Genomic DNA, 22727 nt, shown 5'->3' on the forward strand with positions numbered 1-22727 from the left:
CTCCAGAAAAAAGGCAGATGCTGAATGCTCAGTATCTGCCCGAATTCCTCACATTTAAATTACTGAACAACGAAAATTTGTTGTACCGGGCGGTTATAACTATCCGCCGTGAATAAGCCGACCGCATAACTACCGGGCGCTAAACCAGTTGTATTGATTGTGAGCTGCCCCGTACCATTCGTAACATATTGCCAGTTAGCAGTGCCTGTGACAGGGTAGTTCGCATTAGCGGAAAAGACACCCATCCAGTTCGTCATATTGACCTGATTGTTTGGAATGGTGTAATTCACCTTCAACGGCGTCCCTGCTTTCACCGTAGTGACTGGCAGACTGAGACTCCAGACCGCTGTTGGCAAAGAGTTCTGCGATGCAGCTGGAACAGTCACACCTATCACACCCGTGTTCAGCGCTCCGGGAACGGTGGTGTTCAGGTTCGCGTCCGCAAACAGATTGTTTGTTGGCAGCATCACCCATGGCGTCGCCGTTCCCGGCTTTTGCAATTGCCACAACAAACTGACCCGTCCATAACCCGCTGCGTTGTAATACTCCAGTTTAATGTCATACACCGTACCTGCAGTAAAACTGATAGGTGTCGCCGTCTGGTTGAAGGTGGTGCCGTGATACGTCCAGTTATTGATAACCTGATTTCCATTCACCCACAAACGGACGCCGTCATCAGAATAAGTACCCAGCAGGTAGTTCCCAGATACTTCAGGGCGGAATTTGCCGCTGTAACGCACCGAGAAAGTATATGCAGGCATACCACCCACACCACCATTTGGAAACTCACGGTCTACATTCTCAATACGCGTCACACTAGGGTTTCCAGTCAGCGTCATATTCGGAAAATAGTCAGCACGTAAGCCAGCGCCAGACAGATTGCTGACACCCGGTGTGTAGTTTTCCGGATAAAGCTGGCTCAGCGGAACCGTGGTGAAGGCTGAATTTTCAGGTGTCTGCCATTTCAGGATCATGGCACTCGCATTACCCGCGTTGTACGACTCCACCATGACAGGATAGAGCTCTCCTTTCGTCAGATAGACACCGGCGGAAGTATCGGTCGTCAAAGCGCGGTTACTCCAATTCTCCAGTATGACCTGATTGGCCAAAGTGACACGTGTGCCATCGGCTGCTACGGTAGAGAAACGATAGCGCCCTGTCGTGCTTGCCTGCAGATAGCCATTCCAGCGTACCGAGTAGTTGTTCACACCAACACTCAGGCTAGGATACAGCGTACCCCAACTGAAGTTCAGCGCATCATTACGAACCATCATCGGCGTACCGGCGAATGCCTGAGTATTCGCAAAGTAGGATCCGGTCAATCCTATGCCCGTGCCAATTACAGGATTAGTTGTATCTGTCAATGGTGCAGGCAGCACTCCCAGACCTGCCGGATCACTCCAGAGTTGAGTAACAGGAACAGGAACAAAGCTGGTGTCTTCTGGCGTTTTCCAAAACAGCTTCGCCATAGAACCAAGCTGCCCATTGAAATACTCTATCGTGATCGGATAACTTTGTCCCGCCACCATGGTAATGCTGACATCGTTATTCTGCGGCCAGTGATATCCCCAATTGTTAATGATCAAAGCCTTAGTATTACCAAAGTACACGCGAATTCCATCATCTGACCATGTGCGTAAAGTAAAGGTACCGGAGACAGGCGCGATAATGCTACCGGTCCAACGCACACTAAAGTAGTCATGCGGCACACCGGGAGCAGGAGCAACAGCAGTAGATGGGTTCAGGTCGGTACGTCCCCAATCAAAATTAACCGCTTCGATACGACTGAAACGTACAGGGCCAGTCAAATAGTTGGCGTCGCCCGTTGAGTAGTAATTTCCGAGCAAACCATTGGTGGCTTCTGTGCCGCCAATCTGACGAACATAGGCTGCCAGCAAAGGGACATCCGAAGGATTAAATTTTACATTTTTAGTGTGTGCGAGAATCGCGGCCTCAATCGTCGGCGCAGAACCATCGTGCAGATAAGGCGCATTTTGCCAGGCATCGCGCAAGACAGGCGTATCAATGCCAGTCAAAGGTCCATTCAGACGCTTTCCTGCCGCAGCGTTAAGTGTGCCAACATCATGCAGCACCCCGGAAGCACTGTCTGTGAAATTACCACCAGAGTGACAAGACGCACACGATTGACGGAACAGATTACGGCCAGCCACACCATCGGCGGTGAGCTTGCCGTCCGCACCACGCCATGGGCTAGGAGCAAATTTCCCCAGAGACTGTAAATAGGCCGCCAGCGCATCCAGGTCAGGACTGAGACCAGCTTTGGAGTCTCCCAAAGGCTGACTGCGGGTACCCGTATTGAATTGCGCATCGCTCAACAAACCTTTGCCGCCAGCGAAACTGCGTATCTGCCCCTCGAAGTCTTGCACCTCATCAAAATTACCCGACCAGTGCATACGACCATTACCGTTACCAGCTCTGCCGTTCAGGGCTATGGTTTTCCGCAGACCTTCACCCAGTGAGCTGAAGTCCCAGGTACGTCCATCGCTTCCACCCTCGCTATGGCAGGTTGCACAACTCATGTAAGCCCCTTTTGCCAGACGCTGGTCTTTCGCGTCATGGAAAAGCTGCTTGCCCAACAATACCTGTGCAGACAAGGCTTCAGTAAGGATAGTTTTCACAGTTGCAGTAACAGTGATGCCGAAAACACCGTTCTTCGTTAATGGTGTGAGATCAATCACGCTGATCGTCCGGTCCATATAGTTTTGTACGAACAGTTTATTGCCATCGGGTGAAAGTGCCAACGACTGCGGCGCCAATCCTACGACGATGCGCTGCAATTCCAGCCCGGTATAGGCATTGACCACAACAACTTCACGACTACTTTCTAATGCGGCAAACAGATAGGCGCCACTTGGATGATAAACATCAGCTGTCGCAAGACCGCTGAATGCGTGATCAACCCGCGCTGCAAGGTTTTCCTGTAACAGCCCCAGATCAATTTTTGATGATGTGGCTCTGACCGTAGATGCAAAATCCAGTGCTTTACCATCACGCAAACCGCCGCGCTCAAGATTATCTTTCTTTGAAGGTAACCAGGCTGTTTTGCCATCAGGACTAATTGCTGCTGCGCCCAGATAATTCGGTACGCCACGTCCATCTCCATCTGCATTGGACGTATCGCTGCGCAACAGCTCTATTGTTTTCATCACAGACATGGCAGAAGTATCAAGAACAACTACCTCACCACCTGTTTTAGTGACATCAACCTGAAGAGTTCCTTCACCTGGCAATGCTGGTGTGACGAAACGCGAAACTAATAACTGTTTACTGTCTCCTGTTATGGCGATATGGCGTGGACTGTTACCGATGAATTGATTCGCGACTACAGCCTGGCTTGTAGCATTGTATTTAAGAACTTGTCCGGTTGCCTCCAGTGCCACATAGAACGCAGCCCCATCCGGCGAGAACACAATTCCATGCGGTTGCGAAGCAAACGGCAACGACAAGCTGCTGCTGACGACCAAGGTCGCAGGATTGATCACACTGATCGTAGCTGCGTCTTTGTTTGTCACATAGATGCGGCCATCGGCACTTCGGGCCAAAGCCCTTGGATTTGCGCCTACCGGAATTTCTTTAATCAGTTTATTAGTGATCGGGTCTATTACAGTGACAGAGTTGTTATCCGGATTGACTGTCCAGACCCGGTAAGCCTTGTTCGCCTGAGGCTCAATTATCGTTGCCATACTCGACACAGGTGCACTGGCGGTAGCGACGGAGGATACGGTCTGAATAAATGTGGTTCTGACTTCAATACCAGCCACGCCCTTCATCGTCAGCGTCACCAGATACACTCCCGGTGCCGCATAAACATGCGTGACAGGGGTGTTGGGACCCATCAAGCTAGGCGCGCTACCATCCCCAAAATCCCAGCTCACCTGAGCACTGGCATCGTTAATGGTTGCCGTGTAGCTGACAGATCCGCCAGCCTGAATAATCGGTGCAGAAATAGTCGCCGTCAGCTTTGGCAAATAGGGTGTAACCGGTGTAGGCGGCGCCTTGACGTTAGCGCCAATACTGACAATAACTGCTTTGGAAGGCACACCATTCGCATCAACTGTATAAAGCTGATAATAGCCTGGAGGCGCATTATTCGCATCAGGAACAGTCGCAGTTAATATGCTACCGTCTTGAGTAAAAGTGAGAGGTACATAACGTTGGCCTTGATGGAAACCATGTGTTGCCACGCCCATTCCAAGCAAAGCCATTTGCTTAATCGGAGCCGCAGCAGCCATACTGACCTGCACTTGCGCACCGTTCGCATAGGAAAGACCAGTAATCCCGCTCATGACTGGACGTGCAGCCCACTGTACTACGCCGTTGACCTTGGTGAACAGATAAGTTGGATAAAAAATTTCTGAATTATTATTAAACACCGGGCCAGGTGTGCCGCTGCCTGCCGTCATCACAGTACCATTCGTCAATAAGGCAGCGGTATTGTGATAAAGCCTCGCTCTGACTGAGGGAGCCATTACCTTCCAGGACTTATCATCGGGATTCCAAATTTCCGGATTGTAGACTGCGGTACCCAGATTAATTCCTTGCCCTGTTCCACCATGCACAAAAACCTTCCCATCCGGTAAAACCGTCGCATTCAGCATGCGGCGCGCATAACGCATAGGAGGTAACTCAGTTAACACTGGAGCGCCATTGCTGATATCAATGATCGTTGCCTTATTGCTGGCGTTATATCCGTCCAACACAAAATAGCCATTTCCGCCGACCTTTAAAATTTTTCCCGGCGCATACATCACCGCGGTACCTGGCGTACCGACATTCGGCGTCGTCGTGTTATCAGCAGCGGTTTTGAATGGGCCTGCAGAAGTAATTCCACCCTGCCCTTTATTCGCATTGGGATCGAGGTACCACATTTGTTCAGAGGACACGCCAAATACCAAACCGTTAGGTGCTACCCATGCCCGTGGATAAGCGCTACGCAAAAAATCCGGTCCAAACGCAAGGCGACTGTTTGCCCCCAGCAGACTACGCCAGGTGCCCGTACCAGGAACGGCAGGATTGGGCTCATAAATTTCCGGCGTCATGGATGACAAGCCAGCATTGATCGCACCCGCCGGATCGCCATATTGTCCTTCTGTATTCGGCACCATACCACCGACAGACAATTGCCGGCCGTCAGGCAAGGCGAGCATGGTCGAATACCAACGCTGGAACGCATAGGACGAAGTTTGCTTGACGCGCTTATTACTCGCAGGGTCAAAAATGATGGTCGCTTTAGCGGTTGCACCAAACGCACCTTCACCTTGTAACAAGCGACCATCTGGCATTAAGGAGCCTGTGCCGCAAAAACTGTCCGGGTTAACTGTGTCATCCCACACTGTATGTGCGTTCAAATCTGTTCCAACTGAGGGGTCCCATAAATCGAAAGTCTGGGCGGACAAAGAATCACCACGCGCTCCCCACCCAAGATATTTGCCGTTTGGTAGCTGAGCCAGATGAATTGCATTAATCGCCATCGGTAAGACAGGAGAAAACATGCCTTGCGTGTCAGCGTTTGCGGCTGGTGTTACGCCTGTCAAGGGATCAGGCTGTTGTGGAATCGTGACCCAATTGCTGGTCGCTGCGGCATTTACAACTTGATACGTGCCAACTGCAGCAAAACGTTCGGTCATTTTATCTACCGGCGCATCGGTACTTTTGCTACCGCCACTACAAGCAGCGATGAAAAATATAACGCCTGCAGTACTGACCGTAATCCGGAATCGCGTCTTCATGATTGCGTATACTGGGTCAGACAGAACAGGAGTTTTCCTGAGAGTAGTTTTTTTTCTGAAAGAGGCGATCATCGGGTATCTCCGGAATTAGATAGCACGGCAAGGAGGCATTCATAACGACAAAGCCATACGAAAATGTACGTGCGTCGGAATGGAAAGATGATCTGATAAAAGTTCCAGACTATGTGTTAATGATTGTCATTTTACAATTACATTTAAGAAATATTTGCCCACAAAATTCGTCGACTATTCCCTGAAACGACCTGAATTCACCATTGATTTTGGCTAACGAATATAGAGATGACATCGCATTACACGAAGTCAGCAATCGGGTATTCCAACCCAGCTGGCGAAACATGATCCTTGTAAGAGCATGATGTTGCGTGATCTCCATATGAATGAAGCGCTTATTGAGGGCGACGAAAAAAAATTCAGTCTGCGCCAAAGCAGACGAAGATCGTCGCAGCAAATCTGCTTGTTTTCTGATCCACTCAGGATCAGATTACAGTCGTGCTCACAACCAAAATGGAACTTCATCCCTAACAACATGCATCGAAAAAAATATCTGCTGCTTTAGCCCTTACGTATGCAGCTTGAACTTCGATCCGTTCGTTCCCGTATGGAAAATGCTTAAATAAACTCGACAATCATTTAATTATTTTCTACATTTTTTAAAACTCTTTCTGCCAGAATCGGCGTGCCGTACCCGAAAAACGGATTGCCACAAGTGATCCGGAATGTTTTTTCTGCTCGTTGAGTTGATAAGGAGTCTTACAATGAAATTCCGAAAAATGTACTGCTTAAGTTTGTTGTCTGTGTTTGCATTGAGCGGATGTGGCTGGATTAGCTCACCCAATGCGATGTCAGCCCCATCTGCAGTGTCAGCGGAATCTGGCGTTACGAGCAATACCACCGCAACTACTGCAGCCTTTCCCATGCCCACTGCTTTTGAATGTGCGTCGGCCACCTTCTTCTCCGCAATTGCTGCAACCTTTCCCGTGCCTGCCACTTTTGAATGTGTGTCTACCACCTTCCCGAACGGATTTGATGACTGGAATCAGACAGAATTTGTGAGTTGGGTCAAAAATGAAGGAAATCCTGCCTCCAGTTTGAACTATTACGTGCAAGGAAAATCATTTAACTTATTTTTCACTACTAATTCAGATAAATGGCTAAAGGTATTGAAATCCAATCGGCAGTTAATTTTTTCTGTAGACGTACTGACCAAGCAATTGAGCTTTTTACCGCCGGTCAAAGATGTTTTGCCCTTAATACTCGAGTTCCGGGATTATAAAAATCCACCTGCTCCTTATCCCTATGTGTCAGTACAAGCAGAGTTAGGCACCTTACAGGAGGAAGATGTACCAACATGGAAAACCATGCGCATATTTATCAATGACACTCGGTCCAAAACTTTACCTAAAGGCTGGGTAGGCTATGGTGCAGAAGATAAACAATACAAGCCGATACTCCCCCGTGGAAGAACTTTTGCGAATGTGATTGCAAATGCAGATCAGATTGTTGTGACAACCCAGAAAGCCGGTTTCCATCATCCAATGATGTATACGAATGTAAATATTGATAACGTAATGTTGGATATGGCGGTAACAGCTCAGTAAGCTGTGACAATTTCCAGTCTGGATAAAGTTTTTTCCCAAGATGGGAAAGTGAGCCATCTCAGAATCTGGCTCAGCAGATTTGGCTTAACTTCCCAGCAGATTGGCAGTAACAGCAGAACATAAGCAAAAAAGCAGACTAAGTCTGCTTTTTTGCTTTTTTGCTTTTTTGCTTTTAATGTCAGATGCTGTCAGCTAAGGTAACTGAATAATGACAGAGATGAAGCCTTTACAAATGACTGTTGTGCTGCCTGCAGCACCATTTGGTTCTGACTGAATTCCGAGATGGCTTTCACATAGTCGATATCCTGAATCTCGGACAAGGACTGTTTAAATGACACTCCTTTAGCATCACCCTCATTGTCAAGACCATCTATCTCTTTCAGACTACTACCCACCTGCGCCCGCGCGGTCAACACATTGCTGAGTGACTTGTCGACGTTATTATTTGCCTGCGTCAAGGCTTGTGTCAGTTCACTACGTGCTGCGGAGTTAGTTGCCGGTGTTTTGAGCGCATTAATCACATCCGTCACAGTTTCAAAAATATCCTGATTGCCAGGCTGAATCAGGATTTTATCTCCTGGGGCAGGCGCAGTCGGACTATTTTGCAGTGTCAGATTGATGCCATCAAAAGTCACATTCACTGGATTGGTATACGGTGTAGGAGGAACAATGGTGCCACCGGTGGTCTTATCAAAGACGGAAAAATTGGCCGCAGTATTATCAAACCTGACTTCGTAATTATGACCTGTAATATTTGCAGCAGTTAAAGGATCAACTGCTGCGCTGGCGCCAGTTTTTCCTACGTTAGAAGGATTCGGCAAAATATTGAATTGTGAATTCGAGGTACGGATATTGCCAAACACCTCCATGCCTGGCGCGCTCAAAGGTAACTGGCGTGCCGAATCTGCTTGCAAATAACGCTGTCCCTGGTCACCGACATAACTGGCACCAGTGATGGACTTGGTAAATGGCGCCGTGGTAGTAGAAAATCCTGAAAACAGGTAATTCCCTGTTCCATCGGTCGCATTCGCAGAGCTGATCATCTGATCCAGATTACTTTGCAATTGCTGTGCGACGTAAGTACGGTCCGCATCACTCAGCACACCATTGCCGGCCTGAACAATCAAGGTCTTGATACTATGCAAATTATCAGTGACCGTCCCTAACACGCCATCAGTTACGCTGAGTAAATTTTTTGCATTCTGGCGATTGACTGCGAATTGATCATTAATCGCATCAGCCTGAGTGATGACCAGTGCACGCGCAGAACCGATAGGATCATCAGCTGGCGTCAGCACTTTTCTGCCTGAAGAAATCTGCTGCTGGAGTTTGTTCATATTGGACTGAAGGTCACCAATACGGCTACTGCCAGTTTCATAGATGGTGTTGGTACTGATACGCATGATTACCTCTATCTACCCAGCGTCAGCAAGGCATCAAATAATTGGCTCGCTATCTGCATTAACTTGCCTGCAGCCTGATAAGCCTGTTGATAACGCAACAAATTAGCAGCTTCCTCATCCAAATTGACGCCGGATTCACTTTGCTGGGCAGCCACTGCCTGCGACAACATTTTAGTTTCAGAGGCGCTGGTTACTTGTAATTCGGCTGTTTTATTGCCGACCAGACTAACGAATTGCGCATATGCACCTTGTATTGTCGTGGTATTTCCTGCCAAGACATTCTTAGTCTGTATAGTCGCTAAGGCAAGTGCATTGCGATTGTCGCCGGTGCCATTTGTGTTCGGTGCGATATTGAACACATCACCATTTGCGGGGCTACCTGTCACTGTGAAACTGGAACCACCAAAGCTGATTGTTGAACCAGCGGTAAAAGGAATATTACTGCCAGCCGGATAGGTCGTGACCGAGCTCCCGTTCGTGACGGTCACATTCGCTGTCGCGGGAAATCCACTCAAGGTGTTGGTAGCGGAATTAAACGTCAATTTAGTCGATGCAACCGGAGTTGAAGCGGCCAGGCTGAACTGATCACCATTGCTGGGTGCTGCTGCACCATTTTTAATGGAAAAACTCATTCCTGCTACGCTGATCTGCGCACCGCTGGTATAAGGCACAGTTGCAGGCGGTGGGTAATTTGTTGTGACCCCGGCGTTGGTGACTGAAACGATCTGCCCGGCGGGAAAGCCCGTCAAGGAGCCGCCTGAATAGGTTAAAGTCACAGGAGGCGTCAGCGTACTCGCTTTAAACGAATCATTCGTTTTGACCAGACCAATCGTCGCTGTAGCCGAAGTGGACGCTGACGCCGCCAGCGAATCAAAATTACCGGAAGAAATTTTTCCAGAGCCGGTATTTGTGGTGGGAGCGCTACTGTTGACCGGGGACGCAACCGCCAGCTTATTCGGATCACTGATGGCTACTGTCAGACTGTTTGCCGCATTGGAAGTAGGCTTAATCAGAAATTCGTCGCCAGCCGCTGGCTGCGCAGCTGGTGGCTGCGGGAACTCCATACTGACGCCATCCACCACGACAGGCTGTGAAGTCGAATTCGTCACCTGACCATCACTGAGCCTGGTCACTTTATAGGTACCCGGAGCGGTGATTTGCAGACGGTAATCACTGGTACTCAGTGCAGACGCATCCACAATTTTCGAGGTTACCAGCGCCTGGGTAGTGTTGCCTGCGCCCGGTATATTCACAGGTTGAGCGATGTTGAAGAAATTACCGCCCATTTGACCATTCAAATCCTGGCCTAAGGCATGTTGCTGATTAAAGGTAGACGCGATACTGACCGCTACCCGACCGATTGCACTTTGTGCCGGGTCCAGGGTGTTGGCACGAAAATCAAACAAGCCACCCAATTTACCGCCGGGCAAACCGTTTTCAGGAATAAGTGTCACATTACCGTTCGATGTATATGCCACTTCAGACCGGTTAGGATCAGTAGGCGACACACTGACCTGCAACTGATTGACTGTACCGCCAAGTACAATCGGTTGACCGTTACCGATAAACACATTGTATTTATTATCTTGCGGTACCACTGTCACTTTGGTCAGCTTGGATAATTCGGTGACCAATAAGTCACGCTGATCCAGCAAATCATTCGGCGGCGAGCCCGTTGTACTTTGCGATTTCGCTATCGTATCGTTCAATGCTGCTAATTGGGTGGAATAAGCATTGATTGCACTCACTGCGCCGGCGATTTCGCCATTGACGTCAGTACGAATCTGATCCATGCGGCCCTGCAAACTGGTGAAGCGATTGGCAAGCGCCTGACCATTTGAAATCACTGCCTGACGCGCAGCAGCGCCAGCTGTGCCATTCGGGCTGCTGGATAAATTCTGTACCGACTTGAAAAAATCTTGTAAGGCTGGCGTCACACCCGCAGTAGGATCAGCAATCAGATTATTGATCTGCTGAATCTGTTTGGAATAAGCATTCACCTGGTTCAGCGAAGTTTGGGACGAATTGACCTGCTGACCGATGAACTGATTGTACTGGCGCTGAATCTGGCTGATCGACACGCCCTGCCCAACAAAAGACCCGCCCAGATTCTGGGGCGCGTTCGCCGTTTGCACCAGAACCTGGCGGTTATATCCAGGAGTTGACGAGTTGGCAATATTATGACCGGTGGTAGTAATCCCCATTTGGGCCGCTGCCAGAGCGCTTTGCCCTATGTTCAGAACATTCGTTCCCATAATTCAACCTATTGAGTTGTGCCACGCCTTTACACGTCATCACCCTTGTTTTCGGAGAATTTCTGAAAAACTTTAATGAGGGAAATATATTGCATCAGGGCCTGGTGATAGCCTGTCGCTTATCTGCCACAGCCAGTCTATGCGCCAGATCCCTGTGATGGCGATGAAGTGAAAATATTGTGTTTTATTAAAATTTAACGACCAAATCACACTGACAGATTTTGCTTAATGATACGGGTCAGCTTATTGGCATAGTTCGGGTCAGTTGCATAACCGGCTTTTTGCAGGCCCTGTGCAAAAGCGCTTGCATCTTTCGCATTGGCGATCACATTTTCATAGCGTGGATTTTGCGTCAGCAGTTTAGCGTAATCCTTAAACGCATCCGCATAAGTATCATAGGCTTTGAATTTCTCGACACGGCGCTGCGCCACGCCGTTGATATACTCAGTCGTCACGGCATCAACAGTTTTACCCTTCCAGCTGCTGGTTGCCTTAACACCAAAGATGTTATGAGAGGTACTGCCATCCACAGTCTTGATTTCGCGCTTACCCCAGCCACTTTCCAGCGCGGCTTGTCCCAGCATGAACTTGGCCGGAATGCCGGTTGCTTTACTGGCTTCTTCGGCATGTGCTGTCAGTTTTTGTTGGAATTCACGGACATGTGCAGGACCTGAAAAACCACTCTTCACATCTGGAACCGGTTGCTGTTCGAATTTCAGATTATCCAGGTAGCGATTAATGCCCTGGGAGGCAAAAGCCTGTGGCGCACTGGCATTTTCCGGCTGTATCGCCTGTGCCACTGCATTATTGGTGAGCTGCCTGACTAAGGCATCCGCAAGGCCTATCCCCTTATTCGCCATCGACTGCGATAACTGCTGATCCAGCATAGAGGTATAAGTACGCGTCTGCTCGCTATCAAATGGCCCGTCCTGCCCGCCTGCCTGACGCATAGACTTAAGCATCATGTTCATGAACAGAGCCTCGAACTGTTTGGCAGCCGCCTTCACCGACTCCGGAGAATTATCTTTTGCCGATTGCTTCAGACTGTCCAGGCTACGGGTATCAAACGCCAGCCGGTTTTCGGGAATTTCAGCACGTCCTAACATGGCGGGTCCTTAAATAATTTCCAGTTCAGCACGCAATGCACCTGAAGCCTTCATCGCCTGTAAAATCGCCAGCAAATCCTGAGGTGTGGCGCCGATAGAATTGAGCGCTTTTACCACATCGGTCAGCGAGGCTCCGGCTTTCAACATCATCAATTGGCCGGCATCCTTAGTGATACTGATATTTGAATTCCCCGTCGCCACCGTCTGACCACCTGCCAAGGCATTCGGCTGACTGACGGCATTGTCTGTATTGACCACCACTGACAAATTACCATGCGCAACAGCGCAGGTTTCGAGACTAACCGCCTGATTCATCACGATAGAACCGGTACGGGCATTGAGTATGACTTTTGCCACCATCGGTGCAGGCGTCACATCCAGGCTCTCGAGGTTACCCAGAAACGCGACGCGCTGATCAGGATTCGCGGGTGCTTTAACCTGTATCACCCTGCCATCCAGCGCTGCCGCAGTATCGGCACCAAAGCGACGGTTAATCGCATCCACCACCCGGCTGGCAGTCGAAAAATCCGAATTATTCAACTCCAGCTGCACCGTATTGCCGTTCGCGACCGGACTAGGTACAGCGCGTTCCACAGTCGCACCACCAGAGATACGGCCTACACTCAAATGATTGACCTGCGCCTTACTGCCATTGGCAGAAGCACCAACGCCGCCGACCAGCACGTTACCTTGTGCCATCGCATAAATCTGACCATCTGCGCCTTTGAGTGGCGTCATCAGCAAAGTGCCGCCGCGCAGACTTTTTGCGTTCCCCATCGACGACACCGTGATATCCAGCGCCTGCCCTGGCTGAGCAAATGGTGGCAGGCTGGTGGTGACCATCACCGCAGCGACGTTCTTTAACTGTAACGTCGAGCCGACCGGCAAGGCCACGCCCATTTGCTGCAACATGCTGACGATACTCTGCACAGTAAACGGCGTCTGTGTCGTCTGATCACCACTGCCATCCAGACCCACCACGATTCCATAGCCCAGCAATTGATTCTGACGCACACCCTGGATGCCCGCCATGTCCTTGAGTCGCTCTGCGCGCACCGGCAAGCTCGTCAGCGCACACAGCGATACCAATAAAGCGCCGCACAGAGCGGAAGAAATCAAGCGCGGAAGGAAGGAAAATCCGGTTTTCATAGCCAACTTTCAACTCCCTTACATAGGGAGAAAACTCAGGAACAGACGACCCAACATAGAATTCATTTCGGTCGCGTCTATGCGTGTATTCGAGCGGTACTCAAAGCGCGCATCGGCTACCTGAGTCGATGCCACGACATTGCCTGCCGCAATGGTGGTGGGATTCACAACGCCAGAAAAACGCACAAACTCCGCACCCTTATCGAAGGCCAGTTGCTTCTCGCCACTGACCAGCAAATTCCCATTCGGCAGTACATCGATCACGGTGACTGCTATCGTGCCGGTAAAACTGTTGCTGGCGGTTTCTGCGCCTTTTTCATCGAATTTGGAACTGCCATTCGTGTTGACCGAACCACGCGAAGTGGTTGCCGCATTCAAGCCAAACAAATTTGGCGTTGCCAGTGCCAGGCTGGAGGATTTACTGTTGGAATTCGCGCTTGCTTTGGCAGCAGAGGTTTTCTCTGCAATCGTGATAGTCAGGGTATCGCCTACCATTCTGGCTTTGGCATCTTCATACAAGGGTCGATAGCTGGCACTCTGAAAAATTGCACCATTCGCTTCACGTAAAGGCTTGGCGGACTGTGAAGGCAGACTCATAGGCTGATGCACAATTGGCGCTGGCGCACCGGCACAGGCAGATAGCAAGACTACACTCAGAAGACAAACCCGGTTCGCGAATTTCATGATCAACTCCTCAATGCTTACAACTGCGACAGTTTTTGCAACATCTGATCCGATGTCGTGATGGCTTTACTATTGATCTCGTAAGCGCGCTGCGTCTGTATCATGTTGACCAACTCTTCTGCGACGTTGACGTTAGAAGTCTCAACATAATTCTGCAGTAACAGACCAGCACCATTGGTGCCGGGGGCATTGGTACCCGGATTACCTGAGGCTGCGGTCTCTACATACAGATTTTCGCCCAGTGCCTGCAAGCCAGTTGGATTGATGAATGTAGCGAGCTGGATAGAGCCCACCTGGACCGGCGCAGTGGAACCCGGCTGCGTGACCGAGACCGTTCCATCGCGACCGACAGTAATTGACTGTGCATTGGCGGGTATCGTGATCGCAGGCTGTATCACAAAACCGCTGGAAGTAACCAACTGCCCCTGATTATCCATCTGAAACGAGCCATCTCTGGTATAAGCCGTCGCACCATCGGGCAGCAATACCTGAAAGAAGCCCGCTCCCTGTATCGCCAGATCCTTGCTATTGCCGGTTTGCTGGAGATTACCCTGTGTGAAAATTTTCTCAGTTGCGACCGGACGCACACCAGTTCCCAGCTGTAAGCCAGAAGGTAACTGCGTCTGCTGCGAACTTTGTGCACCGGGCTGACGTATGGTCTGATACAGCAAATCCTCAAACACGGCGCGTGAACGTTTAAAACCGGTCGTACTGACATTGGCCAGATTATTGGTAATCACATCCATCTGGGTCTGCTGCGAATCCAGACCTGTTTTCGCAATCCATAAAGACCGAATCATACATTTCTCCTGCGCGCCGTTACGGCACAATTAAGCTGGGAATTTTTGAGACTATTGTGCACTGGTATGCATCAACTCAAACTGAGGATCTGACTGGCTTTTGTCTCGTTATTCTCCGCATTCTGCAAAAGCTTCATCTGCATTTCGAACTGCCGCGCCAGATTAATCATGGTGACCATCGATTCCACCACGTTGACATTGCTGTTTTCCAGCATGCCACCAGCTACACCTACCGCCGGATCAGCATCCGGCACAGTGCCATCTTTGGTGCGAAATAAACCATCATCGGCTCGCACCAGATTATCTTCCGGAGGATTGACCAGTTTGAGTCGCCCTACTACCTGTACTGCGTTCGGCCGATTACCAGTTGGCACCGTAGACACCGTACCGTCTTTGGCAATGGCAATCGAGACATCCGGCGGTATCGTGATAGGACCACCATCGCCCAGCACATTCTGGCCGTTCTGAGTTTGCAGTACGCCATTTTCACTGAGCTTCAGACTGCCAGCGCGAGTGTAAGCTTCGCTGCCATCCGGGCGCTCCACCACCAGCCAGCCCTTGCCCTGTACCGCCACATCCAATTCACGCCCGGTGATTTGCATCGCACCGGTCGTAAAGTCTGCACCGACTGTGGAATCCACGACAAACGCACGGGTAGGAATTTCTGCGTTTTGTACCGGCACAGCACGGAAGGAATCGAGCTGCGCACGAAAGCCGTTGGTGGTTGCGTTCGCCAGATTATGTGAATTGGTCGCCTGCTGTTCGAGAATATGCTTTGCTCCCGTCATCGCGGTATAGACTAATCGGTCCATGATCTGCTCCTGTTCATACTGGTCGAACGCATTTCATCATCCCCTATTCATTAACGGAGATTGACGATGGTCTGCAAGACCTGATCCTGCGTTTTAATGGTTTGCGCATTGGCCTGATACACACGCTGGGCGGTAATCATACTCACCAACTCACCGGTAAGATCAGTATTGGAATCCTCTGTTGCCGACGCAGTCAGCGCACCCAGGTTACCCGAGTTAGGCGGCCCCACCAAAGACTGACCGGATGCCGACGTCTCCGCCCATTGGTTATCACCCAGAGATTGCAAGCCATTTGAATTCGTAAAACTGGCTAATACCACCTGACCCAGAACTTTAGTCTGACCATTGGTGTAACTGCCCACGATGGTACCGTCCTTGGAGGTATTGAATTTGGACAGTTTGCCTGAAGTGAAACCGTCTTGTTTCATACTGCTGACACTGAAGTCAGAACCGAACTGAGTGGAATTGGTATAGTCAAAACGGATGTCTGCCGTGGTATTAATCGGCGTCACAGCGCCTGATGCTACCGGCACCCTGAAATGCAAGGCGCGCGGATCGGTTGGTGCATGAGGAGGATTTGCGCCAATCAATTTACCCATATTATCGAAGGCAAGCTTACCTATCGGTGTAGCTGGATTTGCCGGCGGAGTTAACACTCCTGCAGCATCAAACCGGTTCCCGTCTACGGTCGAGAACACATTCCATTCAATCGAACCGGCAACCGCTGGCGGTGTTGTAACAGGATCGATACGCACATAATAGGTTTGCACTACATGCGAGTTACCCAGACTATCGAACACTGTGACCGAGGTGGATTTATTGTACGAGGTCGGATCAGTCGGCGAGAAAGCAATTGGCGTAATGACAGGAGGAATAGTGACAGGCTTTTGCGTACCAGGTACATATTCACGCGAATCCAGGTTCATCACACCGCTGATTTTAGAAGTCTGGGCTGGCGCAATATCAGCAGTATTGATATTGATCGGAGCCGCAGAACCCGTCGACAAAACACCATTCGAATCAGCGATATAACCCGTCAGATGCGCGCCTTGTGCATTCACGATATCGCCATTTTTATCTAACTGAAACTGACCATTACGGGAGTAAGTGACCGCGCCATTGGTACTAAGCCGGAAGAAGCCGTTACCGTTAATCGCTATATCCAGCGGATTATTAGTGGAACTGATATTCCCCTGCGTGAATTGCTGGGCAATGGTCGATACCTTGACGCCAATCCCAACTGCATTGGCCGATGCACCGCTCAGCGAGTTCGCATAGACGTCGGCAAACTGCACCTGGGCCTGTTTGAAACCGACCGTATTGGCATTAGAAATATTATTACCGATCACGTCCAGGGACTTGGACGCCGCATTCAAACCACTTAAGCCTTGCTGAAAACCCATGATATCTCTCCTTAATTTAGCCGTGACCTGGACTATCCAGCGGACTTAATAAATCTGCCTTACATCGTTCATACCAACTTGACCAACACCCGAAACGGTCAGCTTGACCCCTTGCGCACCAGCCGTAACACTATTAACCACACCAAAACACAAAGACGTCACATCCAACTTTTTATTTCCTGCGGTGGCGGCAACTTCATACTGATAATTCCCGTTAGGCAGTGTGGTACCGGCATCATTTTTGCCATCCCAGGTCATATTATTTAAACCTGCTGGCAATGCCCCGAGTGCTATCGTACGCACCACAGCACCGGACTGATCTTTGATCACCAGACTGGCTTTGTCTGCCGCCTGTGGCATATCCAAGGCATACACAGATTTACCATCCTGTAATGCGATATTGCTACCCGGCGTAATTACGCCATGACCTATCATATTGGCGGCCTGCAGACTCTGACTGGCCACATAATTGGAATTCATAGCCGCCATCGAAGCATTCAGTTTTTCTATTCCTGTCACCGTGGATAGCTGCGCCATCTGGCTGGTCACCTGCGCGTTATCCATAGGATTCAAGGGATCCTGATTTTTCATCTGCGTCACCAGCAGCGTCATAAAGCGATCCTGCGCATCCTGGGTAGAGTTTTTTGTTTTGCTATTGGAACCATTCATCGCAGTCAGCAAAGTCTGGTCAACTGTATTTCCTGTATTTCCCGTATTGATCGTAGCCATGTCAGATCACTCCCCGTCTTACTGACCCAAGGTCAAAGTTTTTAACAGCATCGTCTTTGCTGCATTCATTGTTTCCACATTCGTCTGATAGGATCTGGACGCGGAAATCATATTCACCATTTCCTCCACCACATTCACATTCGGCATCGCGACATAGCCCTTTTCATCTGCCATAGGATGCTTAGGATCGTAGTGCAGCTTGGGTGCGGTCGCATCTTCCACCACCTCCTTCACACGCACCGCAGTGGCCGGTGTGCCCTCCACAGGAACGGCACTGAACACCACCTGCTTGGCTTTGTAAGGCTGACCATTGGAGCTGGTCACACTATCGGCATTGGCGAGGTTACTCGACACCACATTCAGACGCTGTGACTGCGCGCTCATCGCAGAACCAGCCACGTTAAACACATTAAATAGCGACATGATTATTGCCCCTGTATCGCCGCAAGCATATTGCGGATCTGCATATTGATCATGGTGATACTGGCCTCGTAGCGCACCGCGTTATCGGTGAATGCATTACGTTCAGCATCCATATCCACCGTATTTCCATCGATATTGCCCTGCCCGTTGCCGCGATACAGCGTCGGCGCCTCACCCAGACTATTTTTCAGACCCAGATGACGTGCATCGGTACGCTCAACCACCGGCGCCTTCTGATTCGCATTCAGATGCAGTGCATTGGTCAGCGTTGAAGCAAAATCGATATCCTTCGCCTTGTAATTCGGCGTATCCGCATTGGCGATATTGGAGGCCAGCAATTGCTGGCGCTGACCGCGCAGGGAAAGCGCTGTTTCATGGAAGCGCATGAACTCATCTAACTTATTCACCACCGGATCCTCCTGTGACAGCGCATATACGCTACTAATGACGGTTTCTGATACTTCCCATCATAGGACGCGCAGCACAAGTCCAATCCCCAAAGCAAAAGGGGGAAAACCCGCTTATTCATCAATTCGGAAATCCTGGCCCGTCCTACAATGCGTGTTATCCAAACCCACACCCAAGATCATGGATACGCTTTTTTTACGCCCCATCCTGCTGGCAATCAGCTGCAGCGCTATGTTTAGCCTGCCCGCTTATGCTCAGATTCAGGCTCAGGTTCAGGGAGCTGAACCAGCTGCCAGTCAGAGTCATGCCGAGCTCAAAAAAGTCGCTGCGAATTTTTTACAGCAAATGGCCAGTAACCAGCCGGGTGAAGTCAAAATCAATGTAAACGAAGCAGATAGCCGCCTGAATCTGGCGGCCTGTCAGGATATGACTGCGTTTCTGCCACCGGGCAGCAAGCCCTGGGGGAAAATCTCGGTCGGCATACGCTGTAATGCGCCAAAAACCTGGCAAATTTATCTGCAAGCCCAGGTTCAGGTCACCAGCGATTACTATGTTGCGGCCAAATCTTTGCAAATTGGACAGGTACTCAGCCTCGATGATTTAAGTAAAGTCAGAGGGGAAGTCTCTTCCCTGCCAGCCGGAGTTATCATGTCGCCGGAACAGGCGATAGGGAAATCGCTGAGTATGTCACTGGCGTCCGGCAGCCTGTTGCGCATGGATATATTGAAAAGTCCGTCCGTAGTACAGCAAGGCCAGACCGTACGCATCGTGAGTCAGGGGCCGGGTTTTCAGGTCGCGACTGAGGGTCAGTCGCTGAGCAATTCGGCCGATGGGCAAACGGCGAAAGCAAGAACTAATTCAGGACAAACCGTGAGTGGCATCGCCAGAGCTGGCGGAATCATTGAAATTAACTACTAAATATTGAAATTTGATAGATTTTTATATTTTTTATAAATTTTCTCTCCAGAATTAAAGTTTAAAAAGAGATAGCCGATAACCGGATTGTAGAAGTAGATCAGTCCGACTATCGAGGGTATCGCTGTGAAAATTAATGACACACTAAATAAAACTGCCGGGCTCCCAGTGAGTCCGCAGCAGGCACGAACAGACAGAGCGCCGGATAAAGCAGTCAACAATACGCCGTCGCCTTCGATTAACGTGCAGATCTCTTCGCTCTCAACACAATTGCAAGCCATGCAGGGTACGCAAGCGAGCAATGCCGTGTTTGAAGCGAAGAAAGTCGAAGAAATTAAATTGGCTATTTCTGAGGGACGCTTTCAGGTCAACTCAGAAAAAGTGGCTGATGGACTTTTGGAGACGGTTAAGGATCTGCTTAACTCCAGAAAACGATAGACATGAGTACGACAAGCGCAACAGACTCCAGCATCCTGCAATGTGTCAAAGATGAGACCCTCGCCATGACGGCGCTGGCGACATTACTGAAATCTGAACAGGACGCGCTTGTCGACGACAATTTGCATACGCTGAACGAGGTTGTTGCCAGCAAAACCGAATTGGTACGTAAAATCAATGAGCTGGAGCGCCTGCGCTTAAGCTGCCTCAGCAATGCAGGCTATGAGCAAACGCTGGATGGCATGGAACAGCACCTGAATGCCAGTCCCGCAGAAGCACGTCTGGCCTGGCAGGAATTACTGAGTATCTCTGAAAAAGCCAAAGAGTTTAATCATACGAATGGCTTACTCATCAGTAGAAAGCTATCGCAAAATCAGGCGGCGCTGGGTGTGTTCCAACAAGGAAGCGCTACTGCTGCCTTATATGGTCCGAACGGACAATCCAGCATACAAGCCATGCCAGTGAAAGGCGTCATCGTACGTTGAACCCGGCCTGCAAACGCCGATACGCTGAGCTGAGCTGATATCATCATAAAAAAAGCACGCTAAGCGTGCTTTTTTGCATTAAGTTCATCTGCATACAAACAGGCAGATCGACAAACCCCCATCAAGGTACCGGCACCTCGATCACAGGTTCAGGCAAAACCGACAAGACCGTGACGGTCACGCGGCGGTTACGCGCCCTGCCCTCAGGTGTGTCGTTCAGGTCGACCGGCAATTTGGCCCCTTGTCCGACGGCAGTGACACGCAACTCATCGACCCCGTTTTCGGTGAGCAAACGCGCCACTGTACTGGCGCGTACCGCTGACAATTCCCAGTTGGACGGAAATACAGGATTTCGGATAGGCAGATTATCGGTATGCCCTTCAACTTGTATCGCATGATTATCCAGTTTAAGCACCGATGCAATTGCAATCAGGGCCTGTATCGAATCGGTATTCAGCTTTGCCTCGCCCGGAGGGAATAACAGGCTGGCATTAATTTCTATGGTGACGCCGCGGCTGGTCTGCGACACCTTGACCTTGCCTTCGCGCACCAGCGGTTCCAGCACAGCCATGATGTTAGTCGCGACACCGGTCATTTTTTCCCGCTCTTTACGTAAAGCTTCATGCGAACGGTTTTTCATCACCGGCAGCGTATCCAGCCTGACCACTGGCGGAACCACCACAGGCTGCACCGCATTACTATTGGAGGAATTACTGAAAGCACCGGTCAGCGAGTTAGACAGCACGCGATACTTACCTTCATTGACTGAGGAGATCGCATACATCACCACAAAAAAGGCGAACAGCAAGGTAATGAAGTCAGCATACGACACCAGCCAACGCTCATGATTTTCCGGCTCTTCCTGATATCGTCTACGTGCCATGATGGGACATCATCAATGATTGGCAACCCGCTCTTCGATCACGCGCGGGCTGTCGCCGGTTGCGATGCTGAAGAAGATATCGGCCAGCATTTCGCGTCGTGTGACTTCACGCGCAATGATCTCTTTTAATTTATGCCCGACTGGCAGGAAAAACAGATTGGCCAGTCCGACACCATAAATCGTCGCGACGAAGGCGACCGCAATACCGCCGCCCAGGCGCGCCGGATCGGACAGATTTTCCATCACATGAATCAGGCCCAGCACCGCGCCCAGGATGCCTATGGTCGGTGAATAGCCACCAGCCGAATCCCAGATGCGCGCTGCCTGGCGCTGCTCCATCTCGTACAGGGAAATATCGACATCCAGAATTTCTTTCAGACGCACCGGATCGACGCCATCGATCACCAGTCGCAAGCCCTTATTGATGAAGGGATCATCCGACTTACTCATATAGCGCTCCAGGCTCAGAAAGCCCTCGCGACGCGCGATCAGACTCCAGTTCAAGGCGTCCTGAATATTTTTACGACTGGTATCCGGTGGTTCACTGATCACCCAGCGCAACATGCGCAAGCCGCGCCTGAAGGTCGCCATGCGGCTTTGCAACAGCACCGCACCCAGAGTGCCGATAAAGACAATGACAAAAGCGGACGGCTGCAGCAGCGAAGATAACTTCCCACCTTCCATCAGCTGGCCAGCTCCTATCCCGACCATTACCAGGATAATTCCTGCTACGCTAGCCCAGTCCACGCCTTCTCCCTCAGATAAGCACGCAGACGTGCGACTGCCTGACTATGTAATTGCGAGACACGGGATTCTGATACCCCCATGACCGCGCCAATTTCTTTCAGATTCAGTTCCTGCTCGTAGTACAAACCCATGAGCAGCTTTTCACGTTCGGGCAGACTGTCAATTGCGCCGATCACCGCATCGCGGAAGTCATCATTCAGCAAGTCCTGCAAAGGATCACCGGAACTGTCCGAACAATAATGATCGAGGAAGTGTTCCTTGGTTTCAGAGTCGTGAAAATCTTCGTAATACACCAGTTGATGACCACCGCTGTCACCCAGCACATCCTGATATTCAGACAGACTGAGTTTGAGCGATTTCGCGACTTCGGTTTCGGTCGGTGGCCGCCCCAGCTTTTGCTGCAGGGAGCTCATAGCGCTCTCGATTTTGCGCATATTCTGGCGTACCCCACGCGGCAGCCAGTCGGTATTGCGCAATTCGTCCAGCATGGCACCGCGTATGCGTTGCACGGCATAGGTTTCGAATTGTGCGCCATGGGTATCTTCGTAGCGGTTGACCGCATCCAGCAAGCCTATCATGCCGGCCTGCACCAGATCATCCACTTCCACGCTGGGCGGCAGGCGTGCCTTTAACTGGTAAGCGAGTCGCTTGACCAGAGGCACGTGCTCCTTGAGCAGATAGCTTTTGTCTGATTTTCCGCTAGCGGTGTACATAGTTA

The 22727-nt window shown here is 50.3% G+C and carries 19 protein-coding genes; 4 read left to right on the top strand and 15 right to left on the bottom strand.

The features are described 5' to 3' along the window. Positions 1–59 precede the first annotated feature (59 nt). Positions 60–5750: a PA14 domain-containing protein gene (locus tag EYB48_RS14360; RefSeq protein ID WP_162021047.1), complete on the bottom strand. Its 5691-nt coding sequence runs from the start codon at positions 5748–5750 to the stop codon at positions 60–62. A gap of 776 nt (positions 5751–6526) precedes the next feature. Between EYB48_RS14360 and EYB48_RS14365 the strand changes: the two genes are divergently transcribed. Next, a complete protein-coding gene (locus tag EYB48_RS14365) occupies positions 6527–7369 on the top strand; it encodes a hypothetical protein (RefSeq protein ID WP_162021048.1) in 843 nt (280 codons plus the stop codon). Between the two features lie 188 nt (positions 7370–7557). Here EYB48_RS14365 and flgL read toward each other — a convergent pair whose 3' ends face one another. The 11 genes from flgL to flgB all read right to left on the bottom strand — a co-directional run bounded on the left by flgL (position 7558) and on the right by flgB (position 18543). Beyond that, positions 7558–8772 (bottom strand): flagellar hook-associated protein FlgL, encoded by a 1215-nt coding sequence (gene flgL / locus EYB48_RS14370; RefSeq protein WP_162021049.1) that lies wholly within the window; start codon positions 8770–8772, stop codon positions 7558–7560. An 8-nt stretch (positions 8773–8780) separates the two neighbouring features. Continuing rightward, positions 8781–11027, bottom strand: coding sequence for a flagellar hook-associated protein FlgK (gene flgK, locus EYB48_RS14375; protein ID WP_162021050.1), 2247 nt, complete (start codon positions 11025–11027; stop codon positions 8781–8783). Positions 11028–11233: 206 nt separating this feature from the next. Next, on the bottom strand, positions 11234–12133 hold the full coding sequence (gene flgJ / locus EYB48_RS14380) for a flagellar assembly peptidoglycan hydrolase FlgJ (RefSeq protein WP_162021051.1): 900 nt from the start codon (positions 12131–12133) through the stop codon (positions 11234–11236). Positions 12134–12142: 9 nt separating this feature from the next. Further along, positions 12143–13282: a flagellar basal body P-ring protein FlgI gene (locus EYB48_RS14385; RefSeq protein ID WP_162021052.1), complete on the bottom strand. Its 1140-nt coding sequence runs from the start codon at positions 13280–13282 to the stop codon at positions 12143–12145. A gap of 18 nt (positions 13283–13300) precedes the next feature. Continuing rightward, positions 13301–13966, bottom strand: coding sequence for a flagellar basal body L-ring protein FlgH (locus tag EYB48_RS14390; protein ID WP_162021053.1), 666 nt, complete (start codon positions 13964–13966; stop codon positions 13301–13303). A gap of 17 nt (positions 13967–13983) precedes the next feature. Next, positions 13984–14766: a flagellar basal-body rod protein FlgG gene (gene flgG, locus EYB48_RS14395; protein ID WP_162021054.1), complete on the bottom strand. Its 783-nt coding sequence runs from the start codon at positions 14764–14766 to the stop codon at positions 13984–13986. Between the two features lie 71 nt (positions 14767–14837). Further along, positions 14838–15578: a flagellar basal-body rod protein FlgF gene (gene flgF / locus EYB48_RS14400; protein WP_162021055.1), complete on the bottom strand. Its 741-nt coding sequence runs from the start codon at positions 15576–15578 to the stop codon at positions 14838–14840. 50 nt (positions 15579–15628) lie between these two features. Next, on the bottom strand, positions 15629–16981 hold the full coding sequence (gene flgE / locus EYB48_RS14405) for a flagellar hook protein FlgE (RefSeq protein ID WP_162021056.1): 1353 nt from the start codon (positions 16979–16981) through the stop codon (positions 15629–15631). Positions 16982–17026: 45 nt separating this feature from the next. Next, positions 17027–17710 (bottom strand): flagellar hook assembly protein FlgD, encoded by a 684-nt coding sequence (locus EYB48_RS14410; protein ID WP_162021057.1) that lies wholly within the window; start codon positions 17708–17710, stop codon positions 17027–17029. An 18-nt stretch (positions 17711–17728) separates the two neighbouring features. Beyond that, positions 17729–18133 carry a flagellar basal body rod protein FlgC gene (flgC, locus tag EYB48_RS14415; RefSeq protein ID WP_162021058.1) on the bottom strand — a complete coding sequence of 135 codons (405 nt, stop codon included), beginning with the start codon at positions 18131–18133 and terminating at the stop codon, positions 17729–17731. A gap of 2 nt (positions 18134–18135) precedes the next feature. Continuing rightward, entirely contained in the window at positions 18136–18543 is a 408-nt protein-coding gene (gene flgB / locus EYB48_RS14420) for a flagellar basal body rod protein FlgB (protein ID WP_162021059.1), read from the bottom strand. Between the two features lie 229 nt (positions 18544–18772). Between flgB and flgA the strand changes: the two genes are divergently transcribed. The 3 genes from flgA to EYB48_RS14435 all read left to right on the top strand — a co-directional run bounded on the left by flgA (position 18773) and on the right by EYB48_RS14435 (position 20379). Further along, a complete protein-coding gene (gene flgA, locus EYB48_RS14425; protein WP_162021060.1) occupies positions 18773–19459 on the top strand; it encodes a flagellar basal body P-ring formation chaperone FlgA in 687 nt (228 codons plus the stop codon). Positions 19460–19582: 123 nt separating this feature from the next. Continuing rightward, positions 19583–19894 carry a flagellar biosynthesis anti-sigma factor FlgM gene (gene flgM / locus EYB48_RS14430; protein WP_162021061.1) on the top strand — a complete coding sequence of 104 codons (312 nt, stop codon included), beginning with the start codon at positions 19583–19585 and terminating at the stop codon, positions 19892–19894. A gap of 2 nt (positions 19895–19896) precedes the next feature. Continuing rightward, positions 19897–20379 carry a flagella synthesis protein FlgN gene (locus tag EYB48_RS14435; protein ID WP_162021062.1) on the top strand — a complete coding sequence of 161 codons (483 nt, stop codon included), beginning with the start codon at positions 19897–19899 and terminating at the stop codon, positions 20377–20379. A 121-nt stretch (positions 20380–20500) separates the two neighbouring features. Here EYB48_RS14435 and motD read toward each other — a convergent pair whose 3' ends face one another. Genes motD through EYB48_RS14450 form a run of 3 tightly spaced genes read right to left on the bottom strand, consistent with a single transcriptional unit; the run spans position 20501 to position 22722 of the window. After that, positions 20501–21262, bottom strand: a complete 762-nt coding sequence (motD, locus tag EYB48_RS14440) for a flagellar motor protein MotD (RefSeq protein WP_162021063.1) — start codon at positions 21260–21262, stop codon at positions 20501–20503. A 12-nt stretch (positions 21263–21274) separates the two neighbouring features. Beyond that, entirely contained in the window at positions 21275–22009 is a 735-nt protein-coding gene (locus tag EYB48_RS14445) for a flagellar motor protein (RefSeq protein ID WP_162021064.1), read from the bottom strand. Next, positions 21991–22722 carry an RNA polymerase sigma factor FliA gene (locus EYB48_RS14450; RefSeq protein WP_162021065.1) on the bottom strand — a complete coding sequence of 244 codons (732 nt, stop codon included), beginning with the start codon at positions 22720–22722 and terminating at the stop codon, positions 21991–21993. Before EYB48_RS14450 ends, EYB48_RS14445 begins: the two co-directional genes overlap by 19 nt. Positions 22723–22727: the final 5 nt, after the last annotated feature.

The organism is Cognatundibacterium crateris (assembly GCF_010078235.1).
Classification (GTDB): Bacteria; Pseudomonadota; Gammaproteobacteria; order Burkholderiales; family Burkholderiaceae_D; genus Undibacterium; species Undibacterium crateris.

Bases quoted from the DNA above. Each gene is read 5' to 3' on its own strand.
- EYB48_RS14365 (WP_162021048.1), top strand. From the start codon at position 6,527: ATGAAATTCCGAAAAATGTACTGCTTAAGTTTGTTGTCTGTGTTTGCA.
- flgC (WP_162021058.1), bottom strand. From the start codon at position 18,133: ATGTCGCTATTTAATGTGTTTAACGTGGCTGGTTCTGCGATGAGCGCG.
- flgE (WP_162021056.1), bottom strand. From the start codon at position 16,981: ATGGGTTTTCAGCAAGGCTTAAGTGGTTTGAATGCGGCGTCCAAGTCC.
- EYB48_RS14360 (WP_162021047.1), bottom strand. From the start codon at position 5,750: ATGAAGACGCGATTCCGGATTACGGTCAGTACTGCAGGCGTTATATTT.
- motD (WP_162021063.1), bottom strand. From the start codon at position 21,262: ATGGCACGTAGACGATATCAGGAAGAGCCGGAAAATCATGAGCGTTGG.
- EYB48_RS14385 (WP_162021052.1), bottom strand. From the start codon at position 13,282: ATGAAAACCGGATTTTCCTTCCTTCCGCGCTTGATTTCTTCCGCTCTG.
- flgF (WP_162021055.1), bottom strand. From the start codon at position 15,578: ATGGACCGATTAGTCTATACCGCGATGACGGGAGCAAAGCATATTCTC.
- EYB48_RS14410 (WP_162021057.1), bottom strand. From the start codon at position 17,710: ATGGCTACGATCAATACGGGAAATACAGGAAATACAGTTGACCAGACT.
- flgK (WP_162021050.1), bottom strand. From the start codon at position 11,027: ATGGGAACGAATGTTCTGAACATAGGGCAAAGCGCTCTGGCAGCGGCC.
- EYB48_RS14450 (WP_162021065.1), bottom strand. From the start codon at position 22,722: ATGTACACCGCTAGCGGAAAATCAGACAAAAGCTATCTGCTCAAGGAG.
- flgL (WP_162021049.1), bottom strand. From the start codon at position 8,772: ATGCGTATCAGTACCAACACCATCTATGAAACTGGCAGTAGCCGTATT.
- flgJ (WP_162021051.1), bottom strand. From the start codon at position 12,133: ATGTTAGGACGTGCTGAAATTCCCGAAAACCGGCTGGCGTTTGATACC.
- flgG (WP_162021054.1), bottom strand. From the start codon at position 14,766: ATGATTCGGTCTTTATGGATTGCGAAAACAGGTCTGGATTCGCAGCAG.
- EYB48_RS14390 (WP_162021053.1), bottom strand. From the start codon at position 13,966: ATGAAATTCGCGAACCGGGTTTGTCTTCTGAGTGTAGTCTTGCTATCT.
- flgA (WP_162021060.1), top strand. From the start codon at position 18,773: ATGTTTAGCCTGCCCGCTTATGCTCAGATTCAGGCTCAGGTTCAGGGA.
- EYB48_RS14435 (WP_162021062.1), top strand. From the start codon at position 19,897: ATGAGTACGACAAGCGCAACAGACTCCAGCATCCTGCAATGTGTCAAA.